Origin of the sequence: Brakhagea slesvicensis, assembly GCF_052161625.1 — a bacterium.
Taxonomy (GTDB): Bacteria; Planctomycetota; Planctomycetia; order Pirellulales; family Pirellulaceae; genus JBKCUI01.
In genome coordinates this window covers 2,667,418-2,689,737 of record NZ_CP197412.1, presented here as the reverse complement: position 1 = coordinate 2,689,737, position 22,320 = coordinate 2,667,418, and the positions used below count along the sequence as shown (strand labels likewise).

Annotated in this window: 13 protein-coding genes; 7 read left to right on the top strand and 6 right to left on the bottom strand. The window is 55.8% G+C overall.

Annotated features, from left to right (window positions below):
- Positions 1-58: 58 nt before the first annotated feature.
- Together SH467x_RS10225 and SH467x_RS10220 are read right to left on the bottom strand one after the other, a co-directional pair.
- Positions 59-4,657, bottom strand: a complete 4,599-nt coding sequence (locus tag SH467x_RS10225) for a PVC-type heme-binding CxxCH protein (RefSeq protein ID WP_482371167.1) — start codon at positions 4,655-4,657, stop codon at positions 59-61.
- 82 nt (positions 4,658-4,739) lie between these two features.
- Entirely contained in the window at positions 4,740-5,828 is a 1,089-nt protein-coding gene (locus SH467x_RS10220; RefSeq protein ID WP_482371360.1) for a Gfo/Idh/MocA family protein, read from the bottom strand.
- Between the two features lie 202 nt (positions 5,829-6,030).
- Between SH467x_RS10220 and SH467x_RS10215 the strand changes: the two genes are divergently transcribed.
- The gene (locus SH467x_RS10215) at positions 6,031-7,227 is read left to right on the top strand and encodes a XylR family transcriptional regulator (protein WP_482371166.1); all 1,197 of its coding nucleotides are present in this window, start codon (positions 6,031-6,033) and stop codon (positions 7,225-7,227) included.
- Positions 7,228-7,283: 56 nt separating this feature from the next.
- Here SH467x_RS10215 and SH467x_RS10210 read toward each other — a convergent pair whose 3' ends face one another.
- On the bottom strand, positions 7,284-8,522 hold the full coding sequence (locus SH467x_RS10210; RefSeq protein WP_482371165.1) for a PQQ-binding-like beta-propeller repeat protein: 1,239 nt from the start codon (positions 8,520-8,522) through the stop codon (positions 7,284-7,286).
- A gap of 181 nt (positions 8,523-8,703) precedes the next feature.
- Between SH467x_RS10210 and SH467x_RS10205 the strand changes: the two genes are divergently transcribed.
- Complete coding sequence (locus SH467x_RS10205) at positions 8,704-10,044, top strand: metallophosphoesterase family protein (protein WP_482371164.1); 1,341 nt, start codon at positions 8,704-8,706, stop codon at positions 10,042-10,044.
- Positions 10,045-10,083: 39 nt separating this feature from the next.
- Here the strand turns inward: SH467x_RS10205 and fba are convergent, their stop codons facing one another.
- Entirely contained in the window at positions 10,084-11,085 is a 1,002-nt protein-coding gene (fba, locus tag SH467x_RS10200) for a class II fructose-bisphosphate aldolase (protein ID WP_482371163.1), read from the bottom strand.
- Between the two features lie 176 nt (positions 11,086-11,261).
- Between fba and SH467x_RS10195 the strand changes: the two genes are divergently transcribed.
- Both SH467x_RS10195 and SH467x_RS10190 read left to right on the top strand, forming a co-directional pair.
- On the top strand, positions 11,262-11,783 hold the full coding sequence (locus SH467x_RS10195; protein WP_482371162.1) for a hypothetical protein: 522 nt from the start codon (positions 11,262-11,264) through the stop codon (positions 11,781-11,783).
- Positions 11,744-12,754 (top strand): DUF1571 domain-containing protein, encoded by a 1,011-nt coding sequence (locus SH467x_RS10190; RefSeq protein WP_482371161.1) that lies wholly within the window; start codon positions 11,744-11,746, stop codon positions 12,752-12,754. Before SH467x_RS10195 ends, SH467x_RS10190 begins: the two co-directional genes overlap by 40 nt.
- Here the strand turns inward: SH467x_RS10190 and SH467x_RS10185 are convergent.
- Positions 12,739-14,268 carry a cryptochrome/DNA photolyase family protein gene (locus tag SH467x_RS10185; protein ID WP_482371160.1) on the bottom strand — a complete coding sequence of 510 codons (1,530 nt, stop codon included), beginning with the start codon at positions 14,266-14,268 and terminating at the stop codon, positions 12,739-12,741. The genes SH467x_RS10190 and SH467x_RS10185 overlap by 16 nt on opposite strands.
- An 86-nt stretch (positions 14,269-14,354) precedes the next feature.
- Here SH467x_RS10185 and SH467x_RS10180 point away from each other — a divergent pair, with 86 nt between their 5' ends.
- A complete protein-coding gene (locus tag SH467x_RS10180) occupies positions 14,355-17,609 on the top strand; it encodes a glycoside hydrolase family 2 TIM barrel-domain containing protein (RefSeq protein ID WP_482371159.1) in 3,255 nt (1,084 codons plus the stop codon).
- A gap of 4 nt (positions 17,610-17,613) precedes the next feature.
- On the opposite strand, the gene SH467x_RS10175 is transcribed toward SH467x_RS10180, so the two are convergent.
- Complete coding sequence (locus SH467x_RS10175) at positions 17,614-18,861, bottom strand: VCBS repeat-containing protein (protein ID WP_482371158.1); 1,248 nt, start codon at positions 18,859-18,861, stop codon at positions 17,614-17,616.
- A 360-nt stretch (positions 18,862-19,221) separates the two neighbouring features.
- On the opposite strand from SH467x_RS10175, the gene SH467x_RS10170 reads away from it, so the two are divergent.
- The gene (locus SH467x_RS10170; RefSeq protein WP_482371157.1) at positions 19,222-20,802 is read left to right on the top strand and encodes a response regulator; all 1,581 of its coding nucleotides are present in this window, start codon (positions 19,222-19,224) and stop codon (positions 20,800-20,802) included.
- A gap of 69 nt (positions 20,803-20,871) precedes the next feature.
- Positions 20,872-22,095: a metallophosphoesterase gene (locus SH467x_RS10165; protein WP_482371156.1), complete on the top strand. Its 1,224-nt coding sequence runs from the start codon at positions 20,872-20,874 to the stop codon at positions 22,093-22,095.
- Positions 22,096-22,320: the final 225 nt, after the last annotated feature.

The window sequence follows — 22,320 nt, the reverse complement described above, 5'->3', positions numbered from 1 at the left end:
TGCTCCTTACGAGGCGTTTTCAACGCTGCAGTGGGGAAACGATCACTGAGCGTTTCGCTTACTCGGTCGTCTGAACCGTGATCGCCATGACGATCGGGGCTGAGACGTCATTCCCTTTGATCAACTCCAATTTCGCTAACGGATCCTTCGATCGAGGCTTGATCGAGAGATACCGAAGCTGCCGCCCATTCAGATTGAACGCGAACTCGCTCTGAGGCACGTCCACCCGCTGGATGTAGTCGGCGAAGTGCTCACCGTTGATCAAGTCGTGATCCTCGGTCTTTCCATCCTCGTAGGTCAGCCTAACAATCAGAGATTTGCTCCCCTTGGCGGAGGCGGGGTAAGACCAACCGCCAATCCCGCTGAGCATATGGATGGCGACGGCAGAAGTCTTGCACGGAAGCTCAACCCGCTTTGGCATCTTCGGCGCCATGTTTCCATAAGGACCATGGAGCATGATCGCATTGGGTTTGGTACCGCGCTGAGGATCGACCAGCGTGAAGGGAACCTCCTTAAAGGTCTTCACTCCCCAATCTCGGAAGACCAATCGTTCCGCCATCCCCGCTTCGTCGAAGAACATCCCCTTGGTCGTGATGGATGTCGCTACCGTATCGATCGCGAGAGGTACGTACTTTCCTTTGCTCGTGAGGAACTCGAGCAAGTCCCGCATCTCCACCTTGGTCATCTGATTCTCGAAGCCCTCGGGCATCAAGCTCTTCTGGGAAGCGATGAGCTGATCGATGTCCTCGCGGAGGACAACTTCCTTCTTCGCCTGCGAGGTGATGATCTCGAGCGAAGTCTTGCTTTCACCTGCCAACATCCCGGTGACGATGGTGTCATCCACCGTTCGAATGCTATAAGTCCGGAAATTTCCTTCGACGCTTCGACTTGGGTCGAGAATATGGACAAGCAGTTCCTCTTTTGGATGGACGGCCATACCGGTCAAGTTTGGACCGATCTGAACGCCCATCGTTCCATGAACATGGCACAGCGCACAATGCTTGGCATACATCGCTTTGCCGCTTTCCAAATCCCCTTGCTCATGGGTGATCTCCATCCAAGACTCGACGACCTTCTGGCGGTCAGCATTCATCGCCAACCCCTTGGACTTGAGAAGCTCATTCGCTCGGGTGCGGACCGACTCCGTGGGGTGGTCGCGGAGCGCTTGCTTCTGGTCCAACTGAAAATCATTCCAGGAGAGAGAACCAGAATCGATGAGATCAAGCAGTTCGTTGGTGGTCTGCGGGCGAGCCATCAACAATCGGATCGCATTGCGTCGAAACTCGGGAGGCATCCCATTGCTCTTCGACATGAGCAACTTTGCCAGTCCGTCGATCTTCACCGTCGCAAAGCTTTGCAATACGCCTTCAACCAAATCCGGGCTGCTCTGCGCGGAAAGGGCCTCTAGCAGCTTGGTCACCAAATCGGTGCTGTCCGATTGAAGCACCATGGCTTGCTTCGCCGCCGCGATGCGGGCTGGAATAGGACGTTCCGAATCGATCGCTGCAGTCGCTAGCTCTCCAACGATCTGAGCGAGGGCATCGGCGATTTCTTGAATGCCGGCGTTGTTGGCCAGCATCAGGACCTGGCTCTTCACTTCCACTGGGACCTCGGTCTTGAGCCATACACTCGCGATCTTAGCCCCCAATCCCTCAGGTGCTTTGAATTCGTATTCGCGTGGCCATCCCTTCGCAATTCCCGACACGATCGCGCCGGCAACTTCCATTTGCGATGGGGATTCGCCCAGAATAGCAAAGGCCTCGGGGGACATGCGCGATCGGGAAGCGTGTTCCGCGACAATCGAAATCCGTGCCAAGGCTTCGGAGGACTGGGGCTCCTTTGTCGCCAACAGCTTTGGAAGGACTTCTTTCCAGTGAACGCTCGCGGCACTAGTCCACGCGTCCAGGAGCCAAGTGTCTGATCGCTGCGAACCGGGTAGCGATGCGAGTCGGCTTGGGTTCGCGAGCGCGGCGACAATGCGAGGCTCGGTCGCCTGGCTGTCCGCCACTTTCAACAACGCGGTCAACCGGACTTGTGGATCCTCGTCCAACAACAAATTCTTGTCAGCGATCGTCTTCAAGGATGCCAACGAATCCTGTGCCGTTTGAACCCCGTTGCGACGGACCGCGGGGCTCGGATGCTCCACAGCCGCAGCCGTCGGCAACGCGCTCCCGATGCCTTGCAATACCCACAAGGCATGGATTGCACCGACGTTCAATCCAACGGAATCGATCGACTTATCCTGGATCAACCCGTTTAGGGCCTGAAGCGTGGTCTCGCTGAGCGATCCCTTTTCGATGAGCAGTCTTTGAGCTGCCCGTCGCCACAAAAAGTTAGGATGCTTTAATGCAGCAACCAACTGCGATTCATTATTGGGATCCAAACCATTGCGCACCAGTGCATCGGATTGTTCAAGCAACGCTTTGTCCAATCCCTCGTTCCCTTCGTAGACCACGCGGTAGATGCGAGCATGTTTCTTGTCTCGCAATTCGCTTTCATAAGCATTTCCACGCCCTGTCTTGAATCCTTGCGGGGTCGGGTTGTGTTGAACAATAAAGTTGTACCAATCGATGACCCAGACGTTCCCATCGGGACCGATCTCTGCCATTGTGGGAGACGACCACTCGTCAACGCTCGCAACGAGATTGAATGGACTGGTGCTCTTGTATCCCGCACCATCCCGATTCAGAACAAAGGAGCCGACAAGGTGACCGGTCGGTTCGCACACGAATGCCAAGCGGTTCCACCACTCTTTCGGATAATTCCGAGCGGTGTAGAGAGCGTGCCCCGCACCGGCGGTGTATCCGTCGAAGAAATCAACCTGCCGCACCTTGGGGGTGATCGCTTGGAATTTGAAAGTGTCGGCAATGGTCTTTAAGACTTCCGGTGACCATCCATTGACCCGTTCGTAGTAGCGATTGGAGATGGGCATGAAGTTGCTGGGATTGCCGTTCGCCGTGGAGCCAAAAATCAAACCTTCTTCGCTGATTCCGATCCCCCACGTGTTGTTATTCGTCGAGCGAACGAATTCCAATTTGGAGACCCGGATGCTGTGCTGATCGAATTGACTGGATCGTTCGAGTGTGTTCTTGCCATCCTTCATGGCGAAGACGGGAGCCGTATCGTCCGAGGCACCAGCCTTCACCGCGAATCGCCAGAAGCCTTGTCGGAAACCCTGCTGCCGCTCTCCATTGATCACAGGGCGCGAGTCGTTGTAACCCTGCATCCCCCAAATCCAATTATCGAGTCCGTATTGAAAATTGCTGACTCCCCCGTGGGTATCTCCCATCGCCCAGCCGGTGATCAATTCCTGACGGAAGTCGGCCACGTCATCGCCATCGGTGTCTTTGAGGTACACCGTCGTCGTTCCGTCTTGAACAATGGCACCTCCTCGATAGCAGACGATAGCGGTCGGGATGCTAAGGCCCGATGCAAAAACCGTGAACTTGTCCGCCACGCCATCGCGGTCCGTGTCCTCGCAGATGCGAATGCGATCGCGTCCTTTGCCGACCGGTTGAAGCTCGTTGGGGTAATCGATCGTTTCACAAAGCCACAATCGGCCCCGGTGATCCCAATTCATCGCCAACGCTTTTCCGGCAAGTCCCGCATAGCTCGATGTCTTGCTTCCTCCCAAGGAATCATCTTCGCAAGCCCACAATCGAAGCGAGAAATCGACGGGTGTCGAGTAACGCTTGACCGATTCCGCTGCAAGGAGCGGGTTTTGCATTTCGCTGAGAATCGTGTCCCCGTCTCCTGACCGTTGGCGACCTCGGTAATTGGGAATCGCATTTCCGACATTCGTATAGGTGAATGCCGGCAGATCCTTCGAAATTTCGGTCATCTTGGGGACATTGAATCGAGTCGCATCACGGAACGGAGCGACTTTCTCAGGCGACTTCTTGGCCGCCCATCGAATGCCTCTTTCGAGAAGATTGACGAATCCGGGTTGGCTCCACGTATCCATGTTGTGGCCCCAAGCGGTATAGAAGACGCGCCCTTTGCCTTGGGTACGTGTCCACGTCCAAGGCTCTTCGGTGGTGCCGGGTGCCAATCGCCCTTGACGGCGTGTTTCCAGAACGACGCGCCCTTCCGGATTGTGCTTGTGATGGACATAGGTCTCGTCCCAGCTTTCGAAACCGTCGAAGCCCTTCATCAGTTCATGATCGGGTGCGACGATGACGGTGCGGAATCGCTCGCCACCGTGCTCTTTGAACTGAGCCCCCGTCAAGGCGATCAATTTCGGTGAGTTCAAAAAACAATACGACGCGCAGTGGACAGGAACATAAGCCCCTCCGTTTTCGACGTACTCAAGAAGTGCAGCCTCTTGTTCGGGAGATACTTCGTTGATATTGGCATAAACCATCAACGCATCCAAGCCGCTGAGTTTTTCTTTCGAGAGAGCACTGGAGATATCCTCCGTGTACTCGATCGCAATCCCGTTCTTTTGAAGCGGTTCACGTATGGCCCTGTAGAAGTCGGAGGGACGGTGATGACCTCGATCTCCCAGCAATAGGACTCGGACGGAATCCTGCGAAAAAACGGGGGCCTTCAGTCCTACGAGGATACAAAGTGATAACAGTCCGCTCAGGACCGTTCTCCATGCGATACCCCCTTGCTGTGGGGCCAAGCCATATGGTTTTTGGATGATGGAACTCATAGTTCTCGATGGGGCTACGATGATGGATGGGAAGGAAGGACGGGTTCTATCGCAAACGAACGGTCGTTTGCGATAGGGTTGGCTATTGCAGGGTGAAAGCGGGGAGCTGGACAACTTGACCACCCGCTACAGCGCTTTCGTGGGCGCATATGCCAACGCAGGTCCAGTTGGCGCTGGTTACCGCGTTAGGCCATGGGTCCCGATTCTCTACCAAAGCGCTCACAAACTCGTGGACCAAATGGGGGTGGGAGCCACCATGCCCACCACCTTGAATAAACGATAAGTGATCAGCGTCTTGAATCGATTGCGTGAAAACTCGAATCGGCTCAGGGAGCAAATGCGCATAGTCGGGAACTACGACCTCGCTGGCAATCTCGTGCTCGGGAAGCTTCGCCGTGTGGAGAATGTGATTCTTTCCTTCGACGAGCGACCACTCGAAACTCTTCTTGGTACCGTAGACGTCGAAGCTCTCGCGGTACTGCCGCGCGGTGTCGAAAAGGAATCGCCAAATGTGGGCGGCGATGTCGGAATCCTTGATCTTGATATGGCAGGTTTCAACCGCGAACTTGTTCCCTGACTTCTTGGCCAACTCGTCGCGAATCGTTCCGGAACCAAAACAAGAAACATACTCGGCTCGACCGTTGACCAACCCCAGAACAGGCGAGACTACGTGCGTGGCATAGTGCATGGGGATCATCCGCTCCCAATACTCCGGCCACCCATCCATGTCCTGCGGATGACTTGCTGCCATGTACTGAATCTTTCCAAGCTCTCCCTTTTGAAACATCTCTTTGATGAACAAAAACTCGCGGCTGTAGACGACCGTTTCGGCCATCATGTATTTCTTACCGGTGTCGGCCACCAATTGGCATATCTTGTCGCAATCTTCGATGTTGGTCGCCATGGGTACTGTGCACATCACATGCTTCCCCGCCTGGAGGGCTCGCATGCTCATCCAAGCGTGATCGGGGATCGGCGAGTTGATGTGAACGAAATCGATATCGGGATCCTCGAGAACTTTGTCGAATTCGGTGTAGCGTTTCGCAATCCCAAACTTGTCCCCCGCCTCATTCAGTTCGTGCTCGTTGCGGCGACAAATCGCGGTGACGTTGGCATGGGGATGACGCTGGTAGATAGGAATGAACTCGGAGCCAAATCCGAGACCAACCATGGCGACATTGAACTTCTTGGACACGTCTTTTACCTGAGATGCTTGGAAAGGAACGAGAGGGAACGCAACCCCCTACGGCAGCGAGAATTCCTTTAACGCGACCCAAGCGCGCTCAGTTTCCCGCTGGCATGTCCTAAATATTGGATTAAAGCCGGCCTTTGGACTATGATAAAATGCGCAAAAAAATTGAGGTTTTTTACAAATGACCAAACAACGGAAAACGGTGGCGCTCTTGATCGAGACATCCAATGCGTACGCGCGGGGGATTCTCGAAGGGATTGTGGAGTACCAGCGGACGCGGGATCAGTGGTCGGTCTATCTCCCCGAGTTGGAGCGGGGGGCCAGCCCACCGGATTGGCTCAGCGACTGGAAAGGGGACGGGGTGATCGCTCGGATCGAGACCGAAGCGATCGCGTCGGCGGTCTCGCAATTGCAAGTCCCCACGATCGACGTCAGCGCGGCGCGGCGAGTCCCCAACATCCCTTGGGTGGAAACCGATGACGTTCGAGTGGCCGATCTGGCGTTCGAGCATTTGCGGGAACGCGGGTTCCGGCATTTTGCATTCTGCGGCCCTCGGGGCTTCAACTGGGCCTTGTGGCGCGGCGAACAATTCGAACGGCGTTGCCTCGATGCCGGACTCGATATCTCGGTCCACTGGACGGAGTTCCGATCCCAATCGCAATTCGCCAAGTCGGTTTCGCGCAAATCACCGGAGTCCCCCATGGACCACTGGCTCGATTCCCTTCCCAAACCGGTTGGTCTCTTCTGCGCGTTCGACATCCAAGCCCAAATCGTTTTGGACCATTGCCGAAATCTGGGCATCCAAGTCCCCGAACAAATCGCCGTTGTCGGTGTGGATAACGATCCCATCGTCTGCAACCTGGCTCACCCATCCATCTCCAGCGTTATCCCCGACGCGCGCGGCGCGGGGCAACGAGCCGCCGAACTCCTCGATGCTTGGATGCAACGCTGCCCGAGACGAACCACCAAAGGTCCTCCAAAATCGCTACCCGAATCGATTCTGCTCAAACCTCTCGGTATCGAATCGAGACAATCGACCGATGTAACCGCCGTATCCAACCCCGATATCGCCGCAGCGGTCCGGTTCATTCGAGATCATGCCTGCGACGGAATCGATGTCAGCCACGTGCTCCAACACACCCCTCTATCCCGTCGAAAACTGGAGTACCAATTCGTAGAAGCAACCGGAACCACACCGCACGAAATGATCGCACGCGTTCGCATGGAACGGGTGCGACGTCTGCTTCAAGAAACCGATCTTCCCATGGAAGAGATCGCGAATCGCTGCGGATTTGAACACCCAGAATACATGAACGTCGTCTTCAAACGACGCTACCAAATCACTCCAGGACGCTTTCGCAAACAACAAATGGCCTAGACAAGCCACGGCTCGCTCCCGGCAAGCAGCGTTCGCTCCCGGCTAACAGCAGCCTGTTACCGTATGTCGTAACACCAGAGTGAACCGGCGTCAAAGACGAGCATCTTGCCATCGGAGATGGCGGGATAGGTCCAAGCTTTCGATTGGCCGCGCTCGGGTGCGTTGGGGGGCGTTGCCTTTCCAAGCAATTTGTACGCGGTAGGGTTGGCTTCGACGACGGCGATGTCGTTGTTCTCCCCGTGCAAGTAAAGCTTTCCATCGGCATAGCAAATCGAACTGGCTCCAATGCTCCGCTCCTGCCATTGGATCTCGCCCGTCGAATACTTCACACAAAGTATCGTAGGCCCTGACGTTCCATAGAGATAATCCCCCACCAGAACCGCACCACCCATTCCGGTCGGCAAGGTCTTGCTGAAGTAAACCTCCTTGGCCTCCGTCGCGCCGTTGGTAATCGCTGCGACCGAACCCCCGACTCGGCTCGCACCGGTATATACAAAATTGCCGCTGACGACGGGTGTTTGAACATTGGCCGCTTGATCGGCCGTCTTCTTATAACGCCACAGGAACTTTCCCGTCTTCGCGTCGATGCCAGCCACTCCCTTGGAAAGGAACAGCACATATTGGGGTACGCCGTCTATCTCCGCTTGGATCGGAGAGGAGTAACTGGCTTCGTCCCCTTCCTCGGTCGCACACTTCCAAATCAATTCGCCGGTCCCCTTTTGCAAAGCGACCACCGTGGCATCGGGACCACCCGGTGAACAGATGAGCCGATCGCCATCGATAAGAGGAGATTCGGTGTAAGCCCAAGAACCGGGCTTGCCCCCTAAGTCCCTCTGTAGATTCTTGGTCCAGAGAACCGTGCCGCGCTTGGCATCCAAACAAGCGAGATCGCCGTCGGAACCCAGCGCGTAGATGCGATCCCCGTCGATGGTCGGAGTCGAGCGGCTACCGGGATATTGCGGCCCGCGATTGGCGCCAACCTTCCCCAATTTGGTTTTCCATTGAACCTTTCCGTCCTCCATGGAGATCGCGATCGCCTCTTCCGTTTCCAGACCTTGATTGGTGATCAGATAAGCAAGCCCTCCTGCTACCGAAGGGGAGGAGTAACCGCTTCCCAGCTGGTTCGCTTGCCACAACAGCTTGGGACCCTCGGTGGGCCATTGATTCGCAAGCCCCTTCTCATCGGACTTGCCATCGCGATGGTTCCCCCGAAATTGAGTCCAATCGGCGGCAGTAGCCAACGATCCGTTTGCAATGGCCAGTAGCGTTCCAACGGCAATTGTTCGTGCAAGCATTGATTTCATCATTCCATCCTCATCAGAGAAGTTCGAAGCGGCGGTCACACCATCTTATCAAATCTGCGCGATCGACACCCGAACATCCGTCCTAGTAGGTGGCACGGACCCGTGCACCTGTCTAAACTCAAGGATCGATTGTCTGCCCCCATCCCTCCCCACTCCACGAACATTCCCTCCCATGCTCCACCGCCGACTCTTGCTGGGCGCTGCCCCCCTCACCGCCTTCGCTCTCTCCGCCGATTGCTTGCTCCGTGCCCAAGAACTGCCATCCACCTCCAACAATCCTGCGAAGGGATCAGGCGCCGTTAGCACTAGCCCCTCTAGCGATAGCCCCTCTAGCGCTAGCACCGTGATTGCCAGCCCCCCCGTGGTGCAGCATCGAACTCCAACCGGATTCACGGTGGTCTTTCAAGTGAACGCGTTAGCCACAGGTTGGGTGGAATGGGGCACATCACCGGACCAATTGGATCGCCGTGCCATTGGACAACACCACGGCCTGAAGACCGCCTCCGATCTGGCGCTCGCGATCCACGTTCATCATGGATCGGAACTTGCCGATGCACCGATCTACTACCGACTGCACGCCGTACCGTTGCGGGTCGTCGATCGAAATGTGGAATACGGCGAAGAGGACATCGGTACAGTCCATTGCTTAAGAGCATTTCCCAATAACCCGAATCGTATCCATATCGCTGTGGTGAACGATACGCACGAGAACGGGAAAACCATCGCAAAACTTTGCGAGAGAATCGAATCGTATGATCCTGATTGGTTGATTTGGAATGGAGATACTTGCAACGACTTCCACCCCGGCAAGGATGTTGCTTCCATCCTGCTCGGGCCCGGGAAGACGGGCGAAAAAGATGGTGGTGGCTGGGCCTCGACGCGGCCGTTGATCTTCGTCCCCGGCAATCACGATGTCCGCGGAAGACTTGCTTACCAATTGCAGACCTGTTTGCCCGGATGGCCTTGCGGCTCTGCCGGGAGCACTCTTCACACGCCCTACTGTTCGCTCCATCGGATCGGTCCGATGGCCATGGTGACGCTCGACACCGGGGAAGATAAACCGGATGCGCATCCAAGTTTCCAAGGGACTGCGGCATACGAACCCTACCGCGATCAGCAAGCGGCGTGGCTCGCCAACGCCGTGAAGCAAGCGGAATTCAAGTCCGCTCCTTACCGATTGGCGATCTGCCATATCCCGCTTCGGGGACTGCCAGGCCACAGCGACGGCATGTCGATGGAAGGCTATGCGTACTACTCAGGGTTCGGCGCGAAAGCTTGGATGCCATCCCTGGTCGATGCCAAAGTACAGGCGATCGTGAGTGGACACATGCACCGCGCTCGACTCGATACCGCCGCCGATGGGCTTCCCGCACAAATCGTGATGGGAGGGCCGCAATGGGAGATCGCTACGCTGACCCGCATCGTGGGGGATGAGAACTCCCTAGCGATCATCGTCGAGAATCTGGACGGTGTCGAGATCTTCCGCCAAGAGCTGAAGCCCGCATTGGGTTAGAACGACGGGCTAAAAAACCATTTAGAAAACGGCTACTACTTACTTGATCTTGCTGGCGTTGCCGGCTTGGCCAAAGGCAATCATGCGGTCCATGCAGACTTGCTTCATCGCCGTGCGCGCTGGCTTCAAGTAATCGCGAGGATCGAACTTGTCTGGATGCTCCGCGAGAACCTTGCGAATCGCACCGGTGATGGCCATGCGGCAGTCGGTATCGACGTTGATTTTGCGAACACCGCTCTTGATACCTCGTTGGATTTCCTCGACGGGCACCCCCCAAGTCTGCTTCATCGACCCACCGTACTTGTTGATGATGTCCTGCAGTTCTTGTGGAACGCTGCTGGAACCGTGCATGACCAAGTGGGTGTTGGGGACCTTGGCATGGATCGCTTCGATGCGAGACATCGCCAACACTTCACCGTCCGGCTTGCGGGTGAACTTGTAGGCACCATGGCTGGTACCGATCGCCACAGCCAGGGCATCGACGTTGGTTTCTGCCACGAAGCGAGCTGCTTCCTCGGGATCGGTGAGGAGTTGGTCATGGCTGAGAACTCCTTCGGCACCGTGACCATCTTCCGCTTCACCGCCGCCGGTCTCGAGCGAGCCAAGGCATCCGAGCTCCCCTTCGACTGAAACATTGCGAGCATGCGCCATCTTGACCACTTCTTTGGTCACGTTGACGTTGTACTCGTAAGAAGCGGGAGTCTTGCCGTCTTCCATGAGCGAACCATCCATCATGACCGAGGTGAATCCGTTTTCGATCGCGGAGAGGCAGGTCGCAGGGGAATTGCCGTGATCCTGGTGCATGACGATCGGAATCTCTGGATAGAGTTCGACCGCTGCGAGCATCAAGTGTCGGAGAAACGCGTCTTGTGAGTACGACCGTGCACCGCGCGACGCTTGGATGATGACTGGCGAGTTCGTTTCCTTGGCCGCTTCCATGATGGATTGGATCTGTTCCATGTTGTTCACATTGAAAGCAGCGACGCCGTATCCATTCTCGGCTGCGTGATCGAGGACTTTGCGAAGGGGAACGAGAGCCATACCAGTGTCTCCGAGAGGAATACCAGAAAAATACGGATGCTTGCAGCCTATAAGCCGCCGAAACGACCGATGTGTCCTGCAAACGGGAGGTGTAATCCTCCATTCAATGGCGTAGGATTATGCGTTCGATCCCCGGGTCCGACAATCCATATTTCCTTTGAAATCCCGTATCCCTCATGGACAGCGACTTCAGTCAACCCATTCGCAGCGTGACCAAAATGCAGCCGCTCGATAGTTATTTGAGCGGTAGCTGGGAAGCACTCGGAGCCGTCGCGCCGGTATTAGTCGCCTTATCACAACTTAGCAGCGAGTCTATGGTGAGATTATCTTCCGCAGAGTTACCCACAGTGGATTCTCTCTTGCCGGAAGCCAAAGCAATCCTCGTTGCGGCGCGCGATCGGGGAGTCATCGAACTCAAAGCGCTCAACACGGCTTTCGAAGCTCCCTCGCGCCTCTTGGCGGTCTACATCGAAGTGGATGAAACGCAAACGATCGCCTTTCGCGACCCAAATGTCCCTGAAGTAACTGTCCGGTTCCTAGAAGGATTCCGCCAGCTCTGCGCGTTGGGGCTGGTTATGCACCATATTTACCGCGATTTTTCTTTGACCAGTCGCGGATTCGACCTATCACGTACCATTACCCAGGAAGAGATTCAGCCATGGATCGACAAAGGGACCGAGTTCGGTCTTCACGACTAGGCTTGCTGCTGGCCGGAATCACGCTCTTCCTCTCCCTTACCCTATTCCTGGGCTGGCGTTGGTGGAAACAGGCGACGACAGGGGACGTGGTCACCTCCACTTCATCCGATCATCCTCCCAGCGATCAGCACCAAAACGCCCATCCAGGACGCGATGCGCTCGCGATACCCATCGTTGCGGATGTCGACAACGCCACCAACCATGCGAAACAGGACGAGCCCGCGGTCGCCAAACATGCCTTGGATGAAGTCCTGGAGTTGGCCCGCAATGCTCTGGCTCGCCATCGCGAGAATCACTACGACTACACAGCCAACTTGATCAAGACGGAGCGAATCGGGAAAAGTCTCGCTCCGACGACGAAGATGTCGATGAAACTCAAATACCGCGAACTGATCCCGGAAAGGAACTTACGCGGAGTCGATGTTTACTTTCGATTCTTGGAACCCAAAGCCCAAGCCGGGCGAGAGGTGATCTACGCCCCAAACAAGTACAACGGGATGCTCAAAGCCCACGAGGCGGGATTTCTCGGACTCTTGACGGTCGAACTTTCCCCCAACAGCCAACTCGCCATGCGCGGCAATCGTTATCCCATCACCGAAGTGGGAATCGAGAAACTGATCATCAAATTGGTCGAGAAAGGGGAACGAGATCGACTGCGAGGAGATTGCGAAGTCCGTCGCTCGGTCGATCAAGAAGTCGCAGGGCGGGCGTGCGAACTGATCGAAGTGATCCATCCCGATCGAAAGTTCATGCAGAACGGGCAAGCGGACGATCACGAGTTCTATAAAGCGCAAATCTGGTTCGATCGCGACGAATTGGTACCGATCAAATACGCGAGCTACCTATGGCCCCGCGAAGAAGGCGGCGAGCCACTCCTAGAAGAGGAGTACATCTATTCCGATCTTCAATTCAACGTCGGTCTCTCCGATTTGGATTTTGATGTCGAGAATCCAGACTACCGATTCCCTTGATCGAATAACCCATTGCCTCCATCGGCCCCATACGTCCGGATGTACTTCTTGACGGAAAACTTGCTCGCGGTCGATTCGCTCGTCATGTAACGAACCTTTCCAAAAATGGGTCGCTCGGGCCCCCATGCCCGATCGTACCGGCCGAGCACCCAAAAGATGCCGCTATAGGAGTTCGGATTTCGACCATCCAACGCATACTTGTTGTTGAGCTCGATCATGATGCGAAGCGCTTCCTGCGGGGACTCGCTCCAACGGAGAATCTTTTTGCCCCAAAGCATGCGCAAGTAATTATGGATGCGCCCCTCCCGAACCAATTGCCTCTGCGCTGCATTCCAAAGCGCATCGTGGGTCGCTCCCTTCTCGAATTGCTCCAAGTCGTATACGGTCTCACGTCGATCGCCAGCGTGGTCGGCCAAGGTAGTGAGGGCCCATTCTGGCAACGATTCGTATCGCATGTAATGGGGATCGCGCACACACATATTGAACCCGATCTCGCGCCACGTCATCAACTGGTCCATAAACGCCTCGGCATCCGCTCCCATGTTCCAAAAACCTTCCATCTTCCCATTCGGCTTGGAAAGTTTGCTGGTCGACCAATCCGTCTCCTTGGCAATCGCTAAAAAGACTTCGTGAGGGCTGATATTCCCGAAGTGCAAATAAGGAGATAGCCAACTCGACCCTGCCTTCTCCGGCTCGTTGCGGTCTTCGGCATACGTTGCAAGCCGCCGGCTCGCGAAACGATCCAGCACCTTGCGAGCCTCGACCTCGCCTCCTTGCTCTCCCGTGGGGAAAACGGAATGATCGATTGGAAGTTCTCTAATCTCGATCCGTTCCAAATCTTCCAGCGAACCGCGATCCAGCTTCAATCCGTATCGCTCGGTCCATGAACGAGGTAACTCTGGCAACTTGGCCGTTTCCAAATAACGCAACGGCTCCTCCAGCGGAAAAACTGGGAAGGTCTCCGACACGACCTTTTGCATGGCACGGCGATAGGAGTGGGCCACCGTGAATGTCCTATCCATCTCGCGCATCGGAACAATCGTGTTCGAGTCGACGATCTCCATCCCGCAAGGAACTCGGGAGGCCACCATCCTGACCATTGTCGGATGAAAGAAGCATGGAAAATCATCGCTGACCAGAACACACGCTCGCTTCGCCAATTCTTCGATGAGCCCATGCGCGTGATTGGCCACCGGCTCGACATAAGAACAGTAAGATGCGTTCGACGCGATGACGGAACGAGCGGTATCTCGCATGCTGTCGATGATAAACCGATGAAACCGATCGCTGGCCCAACGGTAATGGCATCGCAGAGCATCGAATACCAATAACGGCTTCCCTAACCGATTCGCCCACTCGACTCCCCGCTGGAGCGCAAAGTTGTATCGCGTTCTACGAAACGCGGTCATCCAATAGAGAACATAGTCACCGCCGAGCGTACCGTCACCGCCGAGGACTGGTTTTTGATTGACGGAAAGAATGCGAATCGATGGAATGGTGTCGGATAACGGCATAACAAGACGCGAGTGGGAGGTAATGCACCGGATCAGCTATTAGAATAATGACCGGTCGTCAATGATACTCCCGCCAATTACCACCTATGCCACCGCTCCTTCGAATCTTTCTCTGCTGTTTCGCACTCTTCACCGTTCCTGTTTCCGGATCGGCGCAGATCATCGATCGCGCCGCAAAAACGCCTCTTCGGAAGGACCGTGAACTAACCGGTTGGAAAGTGAAAGCCAAAGGGACCGAGGTGTGGCGTTCCATCGATACCAATCAATCGTGGGAATCAGTACTCGGGGATTCGTTCGATGGCATGGCAACCTACGAAACCGCGTTGCCTCCCATAGAGACTCTCCACGAGACGGGTCGCCTGCTCCTTCACTTTGACGGGGTCGCTACGCATGCGGTCATTCGGCTCGATGGCGCAAAAATCGGCGAACACTTGGGAGGCTGGACGCCGTTTCGAATCGATATCACCGACCGTTACCACCCCGGTGCTGTGCTAAGCGTTGATGTCGACGAGAAAGTAGGACATAACACGCAAGGCTTCCTCCCCGTCTTCATTCCACACTTCGGCGGAATCTGGAAACCGGTCTCGCTCATCCAAACCAGCGGACCAGCATTTCTCGACGACCTCACCTTGTTCGCTGGCGGATGGACCGATAGCTCTCTAGCCGTCAAGACTTCTGTACAAAGACCTGATCCCAGCAACGTCGCTTTGGAAATCGGTTTGAAGGAATTGGGCTACGACGACGAGAAGATCGAATGGCAGGAGCTCTCTCCCCAGGGAATGCAGGTAGAGTTTCGAAAAACGCGGCCTGCTTCGGATCCATGGACGAATTGGTCACCCCAAACTCCCGTCCGCTATTCCTTTGAAGTGCTTCTACGGGAGAAGACTTCGCAACGCATCGTCGATCGCTATCGCTTTCAAAGCGCGATCCGTCGCGTCGAAACGAAAGGGAGAGAGATCTATCTCAACGGGGAGCCATTGATCCTTCGCGGTGTTTTGAATTGGGGATATGCGCCTCCTAAACTCTGCCCCACCTCGGATGAGACATGGATGCGACGCGAGCTCGAGTTCGCGAAGGAACGTGGCTTCAACATGATGAAGTTCTGCCTTTGGGTCCCCCCCAAACGCTACTTCGAGCTGTGCGATGAGATGGGCATCTTGGCTTGGATGGAGTACCCCACCTGGCACCCAAAGTTGACCAAGGAGTTTCGAGCTCCCTTGGTCCAAGAATACGAAGAGTTCTTTGCTTACGATCGCAATCACCCGTCGATCGTCCTCCGAAGCTTGACCTGCGAGACGGGTCATTCCGCAGACATCGATGTCGTGCGAGAGCTGTACGATCGCGCTCACCGGGCGATCCCCGGTGCGATTGTCGAAGACGATAGCAGCTGGATCGGTTGGCATCGAGTGCACGACATTTACGACGACCATCCCTACGGAAACAACCATACTTGGAATCAAACCTTGCAGCGTCTAGAAGATCACATGGCGCAGCGCGATCCCAAACCGCTGGTGCTCGGGGAAGCCATCGCAGCCGATACCTGGTTTTCGAAACCTGAGGATGCACCGATGCCCAAAAAGCCACATCGCCTTTTGTCCGCTGACCAGCTCGAACCTGCGATGCAACGGTTGGAGAGCTATCTCGGCGAGAGATTCGATCCGACCTCCTCCTTTTCCTATGCCATGGAGATGCGAAAATTTCAGATCGAACGGTATCGATTTCAAATGCCGCGACAGGGATATACCGTCAGCGTGATCCGCGATTTCCCATTCGCCTCGATGGGCTTGATCGACTTCTTCGGTCGACCGAAGTCGTCGCCTGAGGATTGGAGTTGGCATCGCGATCAAGCCATTGCTTGGGAAACCGAGCAAGACCGAAGAAGCTTCCGAACATCTGACCCCATCTCCGGGAAAGTCCATTTCCTGGAAACACGCGGCGAATCAGGCGTTGCGACAATAGAGTTCGGTGGGAAGCAATTCGAATGGCCCATCATCCCGGAGCCCGAGTTACCGAACAACGCACCGATCACCTCCGCCCGAGCGCTACGCCAAGCGGGAATGACAACGCTCGAGTGGACCTGCGACCCGAACACTCTATCCGGCGATACAAACAAGGCAATTTCCAAACAAACCTTTTCCGTTCGCTGGACTGAAGGATCTCGTTCCGAGAGTGCCGTCGCGTCGAACGCTTGGAACCTGTGGCTGATCGACACCGAATCGATCATCCCTCCTTCGGTGCAAGGGGTTCGCCACCGCAGCGCCGAGAGTGTGCGACTTGGAGATCCGCTCGATGGTTTCTTCGCAGGTGCTTGGAATTCAAAGACCCCGGTGAACCGTGTTGCGGTCGCGCGAAGGCTCGATCGGGAATTATTGACTTGGGTTCGCAACGGCGGAAAGCTGGTGTTGCTGCCCGATGGCGGAGTCGGTTCGCTCATCACATCCGACCACTGGTTCCTACGAGGCGCTCCGGCGGTCAGTTGCACGCATGTTGGGGACGCGGTGCTTGCGAGCATGGCAACCGAATTGCAATCGATGGATCTGGGGGGCCCTGTGCTCCGCAGCCCCGATTACTTGGACGAAGTCGATTCCTGGGCGCTCTTGTGGGATAATCATGACATCGCCGAAGTAAGGATTCACTCCCAATGCTGGGGAGCGAAAGTCGGTCAAGGTGCAATGTGGGTGAGCACGATGGCCCATTCCCCCGAACGCGGAGCTGTTTGCGGACGCTGGATCGAACAGGGAATCAAGGCGTTGATCGATGGCAGGTTCCAGCGCGCGCTATCAGCGGAAACCATCGCGAGGTTCGAGTTCGATTTGGAAAACCCTCAAGTCGAGTTGAAGCGAAAAGGTTGGGCCTTTAAACCCGATCCGAAGAACGAGGGACTCGCGAAGCGTTGGCATATCGATGTCGAAGCCAACGCAGCACCGGAGAAAATTGAAATTGCCAAGCAATGGGACGCACAGGGGTATGGCGGCCTCGATGGTTGGGCTTGGTACGTGCAGCGATTAGCGATCCCTGTGGATGCGAGATACGTCGTCTTCACCGGAGTCGACGATCACTTTGAAGTCTACATCGATGGCGTTCTATGCGGTGGCGGCGGAGATCGCGAAACGAAGCAAACCGCCTTCGAACAAACCATCGCTATTCCGCTACCTCAAGATCGCAAGGAGACAGCTACCGTTGCGATTCGCGTGGAAGATTGGCAAGGGGCCGGGGGTGTCTTCCGCCCCGTTTACTTGACCAAGCAGCCTCCTCCGTCCAAGCCATCGTTGCTGCGCCGCGAAATTGCAAGCGACGCAGTCAACGGGGCCGTCCAAGGAGCCGTCAACGGGATCGATTGATCGATCAAGGTTTTTGGCGATAGAGCACGGCATTCTTGGTAGCGCGTCCGACGGCGACAATTTCCAGCTTGCCATCACCATCCAAATCGGCCAGGACCAGATCTTCCACGGCCACTTGCCCGGGCTCGATCAGCTGGCGAATCCATTTGCCGTCAATTGCGCGATCATAGACGCGAACACCGCAGCGGTGGGGCAAGTCTTCGTCGCGTACCCCGATGACGATTTCATCTTCCGGATCGTCATCGAGATTACCGCAGGCGACCGCGTGCCCCCACTTCAACTCGCGATCGATGACTTGGCGGGGCCATGGAGCATGGGTCGAGGTTTCCTTCCATTGAAACGAGGCAGGCTGTTCGTACACGACGACTTGATTGCCATGCCAAGGCTCGATGGTAGCGATGAAGCGACGATTCTCGGGAGCTTGGCCTAATCGAACCTCGCTAGCACCGCGGGCCGGCGCGGCCGCTTCATGACCAACACCGAGTTGCACGCGGGACAGCGAAGAATCGGAGCGTTGGGAGAGCCAGTGGACCCCTTCAAAGCTCGCGGTGAGAAGATCCTCTTTCGACGCGTTCCATGGGCTTGGGAAGGGGTGGATGTTGTGCATCACCGTGAAGGACTTGGTCAGGAGAGAGGACGACCAAGCGACCGCGCTGTTCCCACGTTGGACGTTGAATCGAGTCAACTCGACTCCTTGGTCGTCGAATCCGGGTGGATTGGAGTTGCGGCCTTTGAGAGGGGCGACGACCAGCTCGTCGTCCGCATCACCATCCAGATCGAGCCACTGCATCCGATGGATGGTGGGAAACGTCGATTCGATCGGGTGATATTTCCAAGGAGCGCGAGGATCGGCGGGAGACTCGAGCCAACCGACCGCTCCACCTGAACGCGTGTTGTTGGGTTGCCAATCGGTACCGACGGCGAAGTCGATGTCGCCATCGCCATCGATATCGCGAGGCGCGAAACAAACGTTGTCCGCTTTGGCCTGCGGGGTCGCATGGATCACATGCACGCGCCAGTCCGGTGCCTCGAGCCAAAGGAATCGTTTCGCGTCTGCAATCGCGATATCGAGCTTCCCGTCACCAGAAATGTCAAGGCAGCGGACCGCGTAACCGACGGTGAGTTCCACCGGGAGGGTTTTCGCCTCCCAATCCGCGGCCGGCAGGTGCGTGACAGACGAAATCGCCGTTGGAAACATCAGAAGCGAGAGGAAGCGAGACAAGGTGCGCAAGCGGGGAAGGGGATCGCTCATGGGATGCTGCTCCGATCATTGGGTGGTTAAATCACATTGAGAGACACTTAATGGCGACCCAATGCTGATTGCGAGGAAAGGGAGAGACACAGGCCCTCGTTGGGGGGCTATTGTAAAGTCTAATGCTAACAGGTTGTCACAAGTCAAAGCTGATGCAAACAGCCCGTCTTAACACCCTCGCAACGAGGCGAGGCCTTCGAGATCGCTAGAAAAAAAGCGTCTGAATTTCACGTAGATTTCAATAGAATTCAACATCCGAGTTGCTCCAAAGGGGGAGTCTTTTATATTTGAAGGGATAGCGTGATGGAACTTGGCTAGGGTCGAGCAGCAAACCCTTTCGACGAAACGTTGGAGGTTGGGGTGGCAAAAATCAGCGTAGCAGGCGTTGCTGCCGAAGACATTTTGAACTGTCTCCCGGAAGGGGTCGCGATGATCGGCTCGGACATGTCGATCTTGTGGGCCAACCAGTGCTTTGAGCAATGGACCGGGGGCGTCAGTCGTACGGGCGAGAACTTCTACTCGGCGCTTGCGAACCCCGAGTTGATGGGTACCGAGGCGTGTCCGCTTCAAACCTGTTTCTTGAGCGGCAATCAAGCGACTTCGACATTCCAAACCCAGACCGGTCATTACTACCATGTGCACGCGGCTCCGTTGCACAACGCCGCGCCGGGGGCTTCGAAGACCGAAAAGGTAGTGGTGACCCTCAGCGATGTCACCGAAGAAATCTTGCAGGAGCAGAAGCTTGCAGCGATCCATCAAGCCGGGGCGAAGCTTACCGACTTGAAACCGGACGAGATCTTTTTGATGGATGTCGATCAGCGGATCGAACTATTGAAAGACAACATCCGCCACTACACGCAGGATTTACTCAATGTCGAAGTCATCGAGATTCGGCTGCTAGAGCAGACCACAGGGGACTTGATTCCGCTTCTCTCGGTAGGGATCGACCAGACCGCCGCGGACCGTCGCTTGATGGCCAGCCCTCAAGGAAACGGCGTAACGGGCTATGTAGCGGCGAGTGGCCAGAGCTATCTCTGCCGAGACACGACGAAAGACCCGATGTACTTGGAGGCCTTCAAGGGTGCTCGCAGCTCGCTGACCGTGCCCATTTTGTTGCACGACACCGTGATCGGAACGATCAATGTCGAGAGCCCAAAACTCGATTCCTTTTCCTTGAGCGATCAACAGTTCTTGGAGATCTTCGCACGCGACGTCGCCGTGGCCTTGAATACGCTCGAACTCCTCGTCGCCCAGCGAAACGACGCGGCCCATCAAAGCTTTGAAGCGATCCATGCGGCGATTGCGTTGCCGATCGATGCGCTGCTCCTCGATGCCGTCCATTTGATGGAGAAGTATATCGGGCATGACCCCGATACCGTCCTGCGGTTGCGAAGTGTATTGTCCAAGGCTCGGTCGGTTCGGAAGTCGATTCAGTCGATCGGCCAGTCGATGGCACCGGCCGATGTGAGTCCCGTCGGCGGACCCACGGTGGAGGGATACGCAAAACTGCGAGGAAAGAGAATTCTGGTTGTCGATGCTGACGAGCAAGTCTTATTGCAGGCGCATGCTTTGTTAGAACGGTATGGTTGCGTGGTAGAAACGGCCCACTGCGGCGACGAAGCGGTCGCGATGGTCAAAACGGGACTAGATGAACCCTATCAGCTGATCATCGCCGACATCAAGCTTCCCGACTACTCCGGCTACCAACTGATGATTCGCTTGCAAAAGCTCATGGAACATGTGCCCATGGCGCTCATGACCGGATTTGGGTACGATCCAGGTCATTCCATCGTCAAAGCGAGACAGGCCGGATTGCATCCAAAAGCCATTCTTTATAAACCGTTCCGCTTGGAACAGTTACTGTTTGTCACGGAAACCCTCATCGACTATCGACCAGAACCTAATAGCGCTCCGACGGAACCACCGGCAGAGAGCGCTTAAACAGGTGGTAGCGGCCGGAGCATTGATGGTGGAGCCTCCAGCCTTCTACAGGATTAGGCCGCATCACGGATGATGGGATTGCTCGCAACACTGATGCTACTGGTGATCGGAGCGATCGGTCATGCCGGTATAGTCGTGACGTCCTACAACGTTCTGAACTCCACTGGACTCCGGCGCGTGACCATCAAGCGCCTCGAAAAAGGGATCTTGCTTCTCGGTATCGCCATTCCTGCGGTCATCCTTACATGGGAAATCTCCTGCGGTGACTTTCTTACTCGGTGGTGCGATTTCGGATCGTGGCAGGCAGTTAGCAAGGTTTATGGCGGACTCGCCGCAGTCTTCGCGTTGGTCATGGCTCCCTTTTGGTTAGAAGCGAGACCTCAATTTGCACAAGCCCACCATCGTGAGTCGATCCGCGAACGAGTCCTATGGAACCATCGCGATCCTCATAGCGCGTTGATACGGGGACGGAAGTTTGCGAGGATGGCAAAGCTCCCGCGAAACGAGATTGCATGGACGGAGGCGAACGTCAAGCGACTGCAATTCAAAGGGTTGCCACCCGACTTGATAGGACTTCGAATCGCACACTTGTCGGACATCCACCTCACCGGGCAAATGGCGAATCGGTACTACCACCGCGCGCTCGATTGGATCCAGGCCAAGCGCCCAGAGCTCATCGTCATCGCCGGAGATATTGTCGATTACGCGCATGCGCTCGAGGACATGGAAGCCGTTTTAGGTGGGCTCGATGCTCCTTTGGGGAAACTGTTTGTTTTGGGAAACCACGACAAGCGATTGGCGGATCCTTCGCAGGTCTGCGAGAGGATGAACCGACTGGGGTGGATCGATTTAGGTTGTGGAATTCATCGAGCCCAACGCGGCAACACAACCTTAAAGATCGTAGGGAACGAGCTTCCATGGTTTCAAAGAACCGACCGCCGGCATCGCGATTGCGATTCGACAGGATCATCGAACCCAGACACGGAATGGGTCATTGGGGTTTCCCATTCACCGGATCAATTCCATTGGGGCGTTCAGATGGGATGCCGATTGCTGCTATGCGGTCATACCCACGGCGGCCAAATTCGATTTCCCATCATCGGCCCGGTCGTCGCACCAAGCCGGTATGGCAGTCGATATGCGTCCGGTGTCTTTGAGCGATCCGAAACGCTCATGCATGTCAGCCGAGGACTTTCAGGCGTCCACCCTTACCGGTGGGGATGCCCACCCGAGGTAAGCATTCTCGAGCTTCATCCCCATGCGCCCGTCAACGGAAGCTTGGCCGGATCTTAGCAATCGCTTTCGATTACCAAATCCGCAGATTCCCACCTGGTCCGTGCTGAACCGGTACGCACGTAGTGGGTGTATCGGTTGATAGGAACACCCATCCACGCGATGCGGTAAATCGCCATGGAAAATAGTATCGCGAGATGAAGAACACCAGATTCAGATCGCGATATACTCAAGCAGCGTGCCGCTTCGAACACGGATAACCCATGACGAAAAGTATGCGTACTC

What these genes read in the sequence shown, in the direction of transcription:
- fba (WP_482371163.1), bottom strand. Translation starts at nt 11,085, where the DNA reads ATGGCTCTCGTTCCCCTTCGCAAAGTCCTCGATCACGCAGCCGAGAAT.
- SH467x_RS10205 (WP_482371164.1), top strand. Translation starts at nt 8,704, where the DNA reads ATGCTCCACCGCCGACTCTTGCTGGGCGCTGCCCCCCTCACCGCCTTC.
- SH467x_RS10210 (WP_482371165.1), bottom strand. Translation starts at nt 8,522, where the DNA reads ATGCTTGCACGAACAATTGCCGTTGGAACGCTACTGGCCATTGCAAAC.
- SH467x_RS10175 (WP_482371158.1), bottom strand. Translation starts at nt 18,861, where the DNA reads ATGAGCGATCCCCTTCCCCGCTTGCGCACCTTGTCTCGCTTCCTCTCG.
- SH467x_RS10180 (WP_482371159.1), top strand. Translation starts at nt 14,355, where the DNA reads ATGCCACCGCTCCTTCGAATCTTTCTCTGCTGTTTCGCACTCTTCACC.
- SH467x_RS10190 (WP_482371161.1), top strand. Translation starts at nt 11,744, where the DNA reads ATGGATCGACAAAGGGACCGAGTTCGGTCTTCACGACTAGGCTTGCTG.
- SH467x_RS10195 (WP_482371162.1), top strand. Translation starts at nt 11,262, where the DNA reads ATGGACAGCGACTTCAGTCAACCCATTCGCAGCGTGACCAAAATGCAG.
- SH467x_RS10185 (WP_482371160.1), bottom strand. Translation starts at nt 14,268, where the DNA reads ATGCCGTTATCCGACACCATTCCATCGATTCGCATTCTTTCCGTCAAT.
- SH467x_RS10220 (WP_482371360.1), bottom strand. Translation starts at nt 5,828, where the DNA reads ATGGTTGGTCTCGGATTTGGCTCCGAGTTCATTCCTATCTACCAGCGT.
- SH467x_RS10165 (WP_482371156.1), top strand. Translation starts at nt 20,872, where the DNA reads ATGATGGGATTGCTCGCAACACTGATGCTACTGGTGATCGGAGCGATC.
- SH467x_RS10215 (WP_482371166.1), top strand. Translation starts at nt 6,031, where the DNA reads ATGACCAAACAACGGAAAACGGTGGCGCTCTTGATCGAGACATCCAAT.
- SH467x_RS10225 (WP_482371167.1), bottom strand. Translation starts at nt 4,657, where the DNA reads ATGAGTTCCATCATCCAAAAACCATATGGCTTGGCCCCACAGCAAGGG.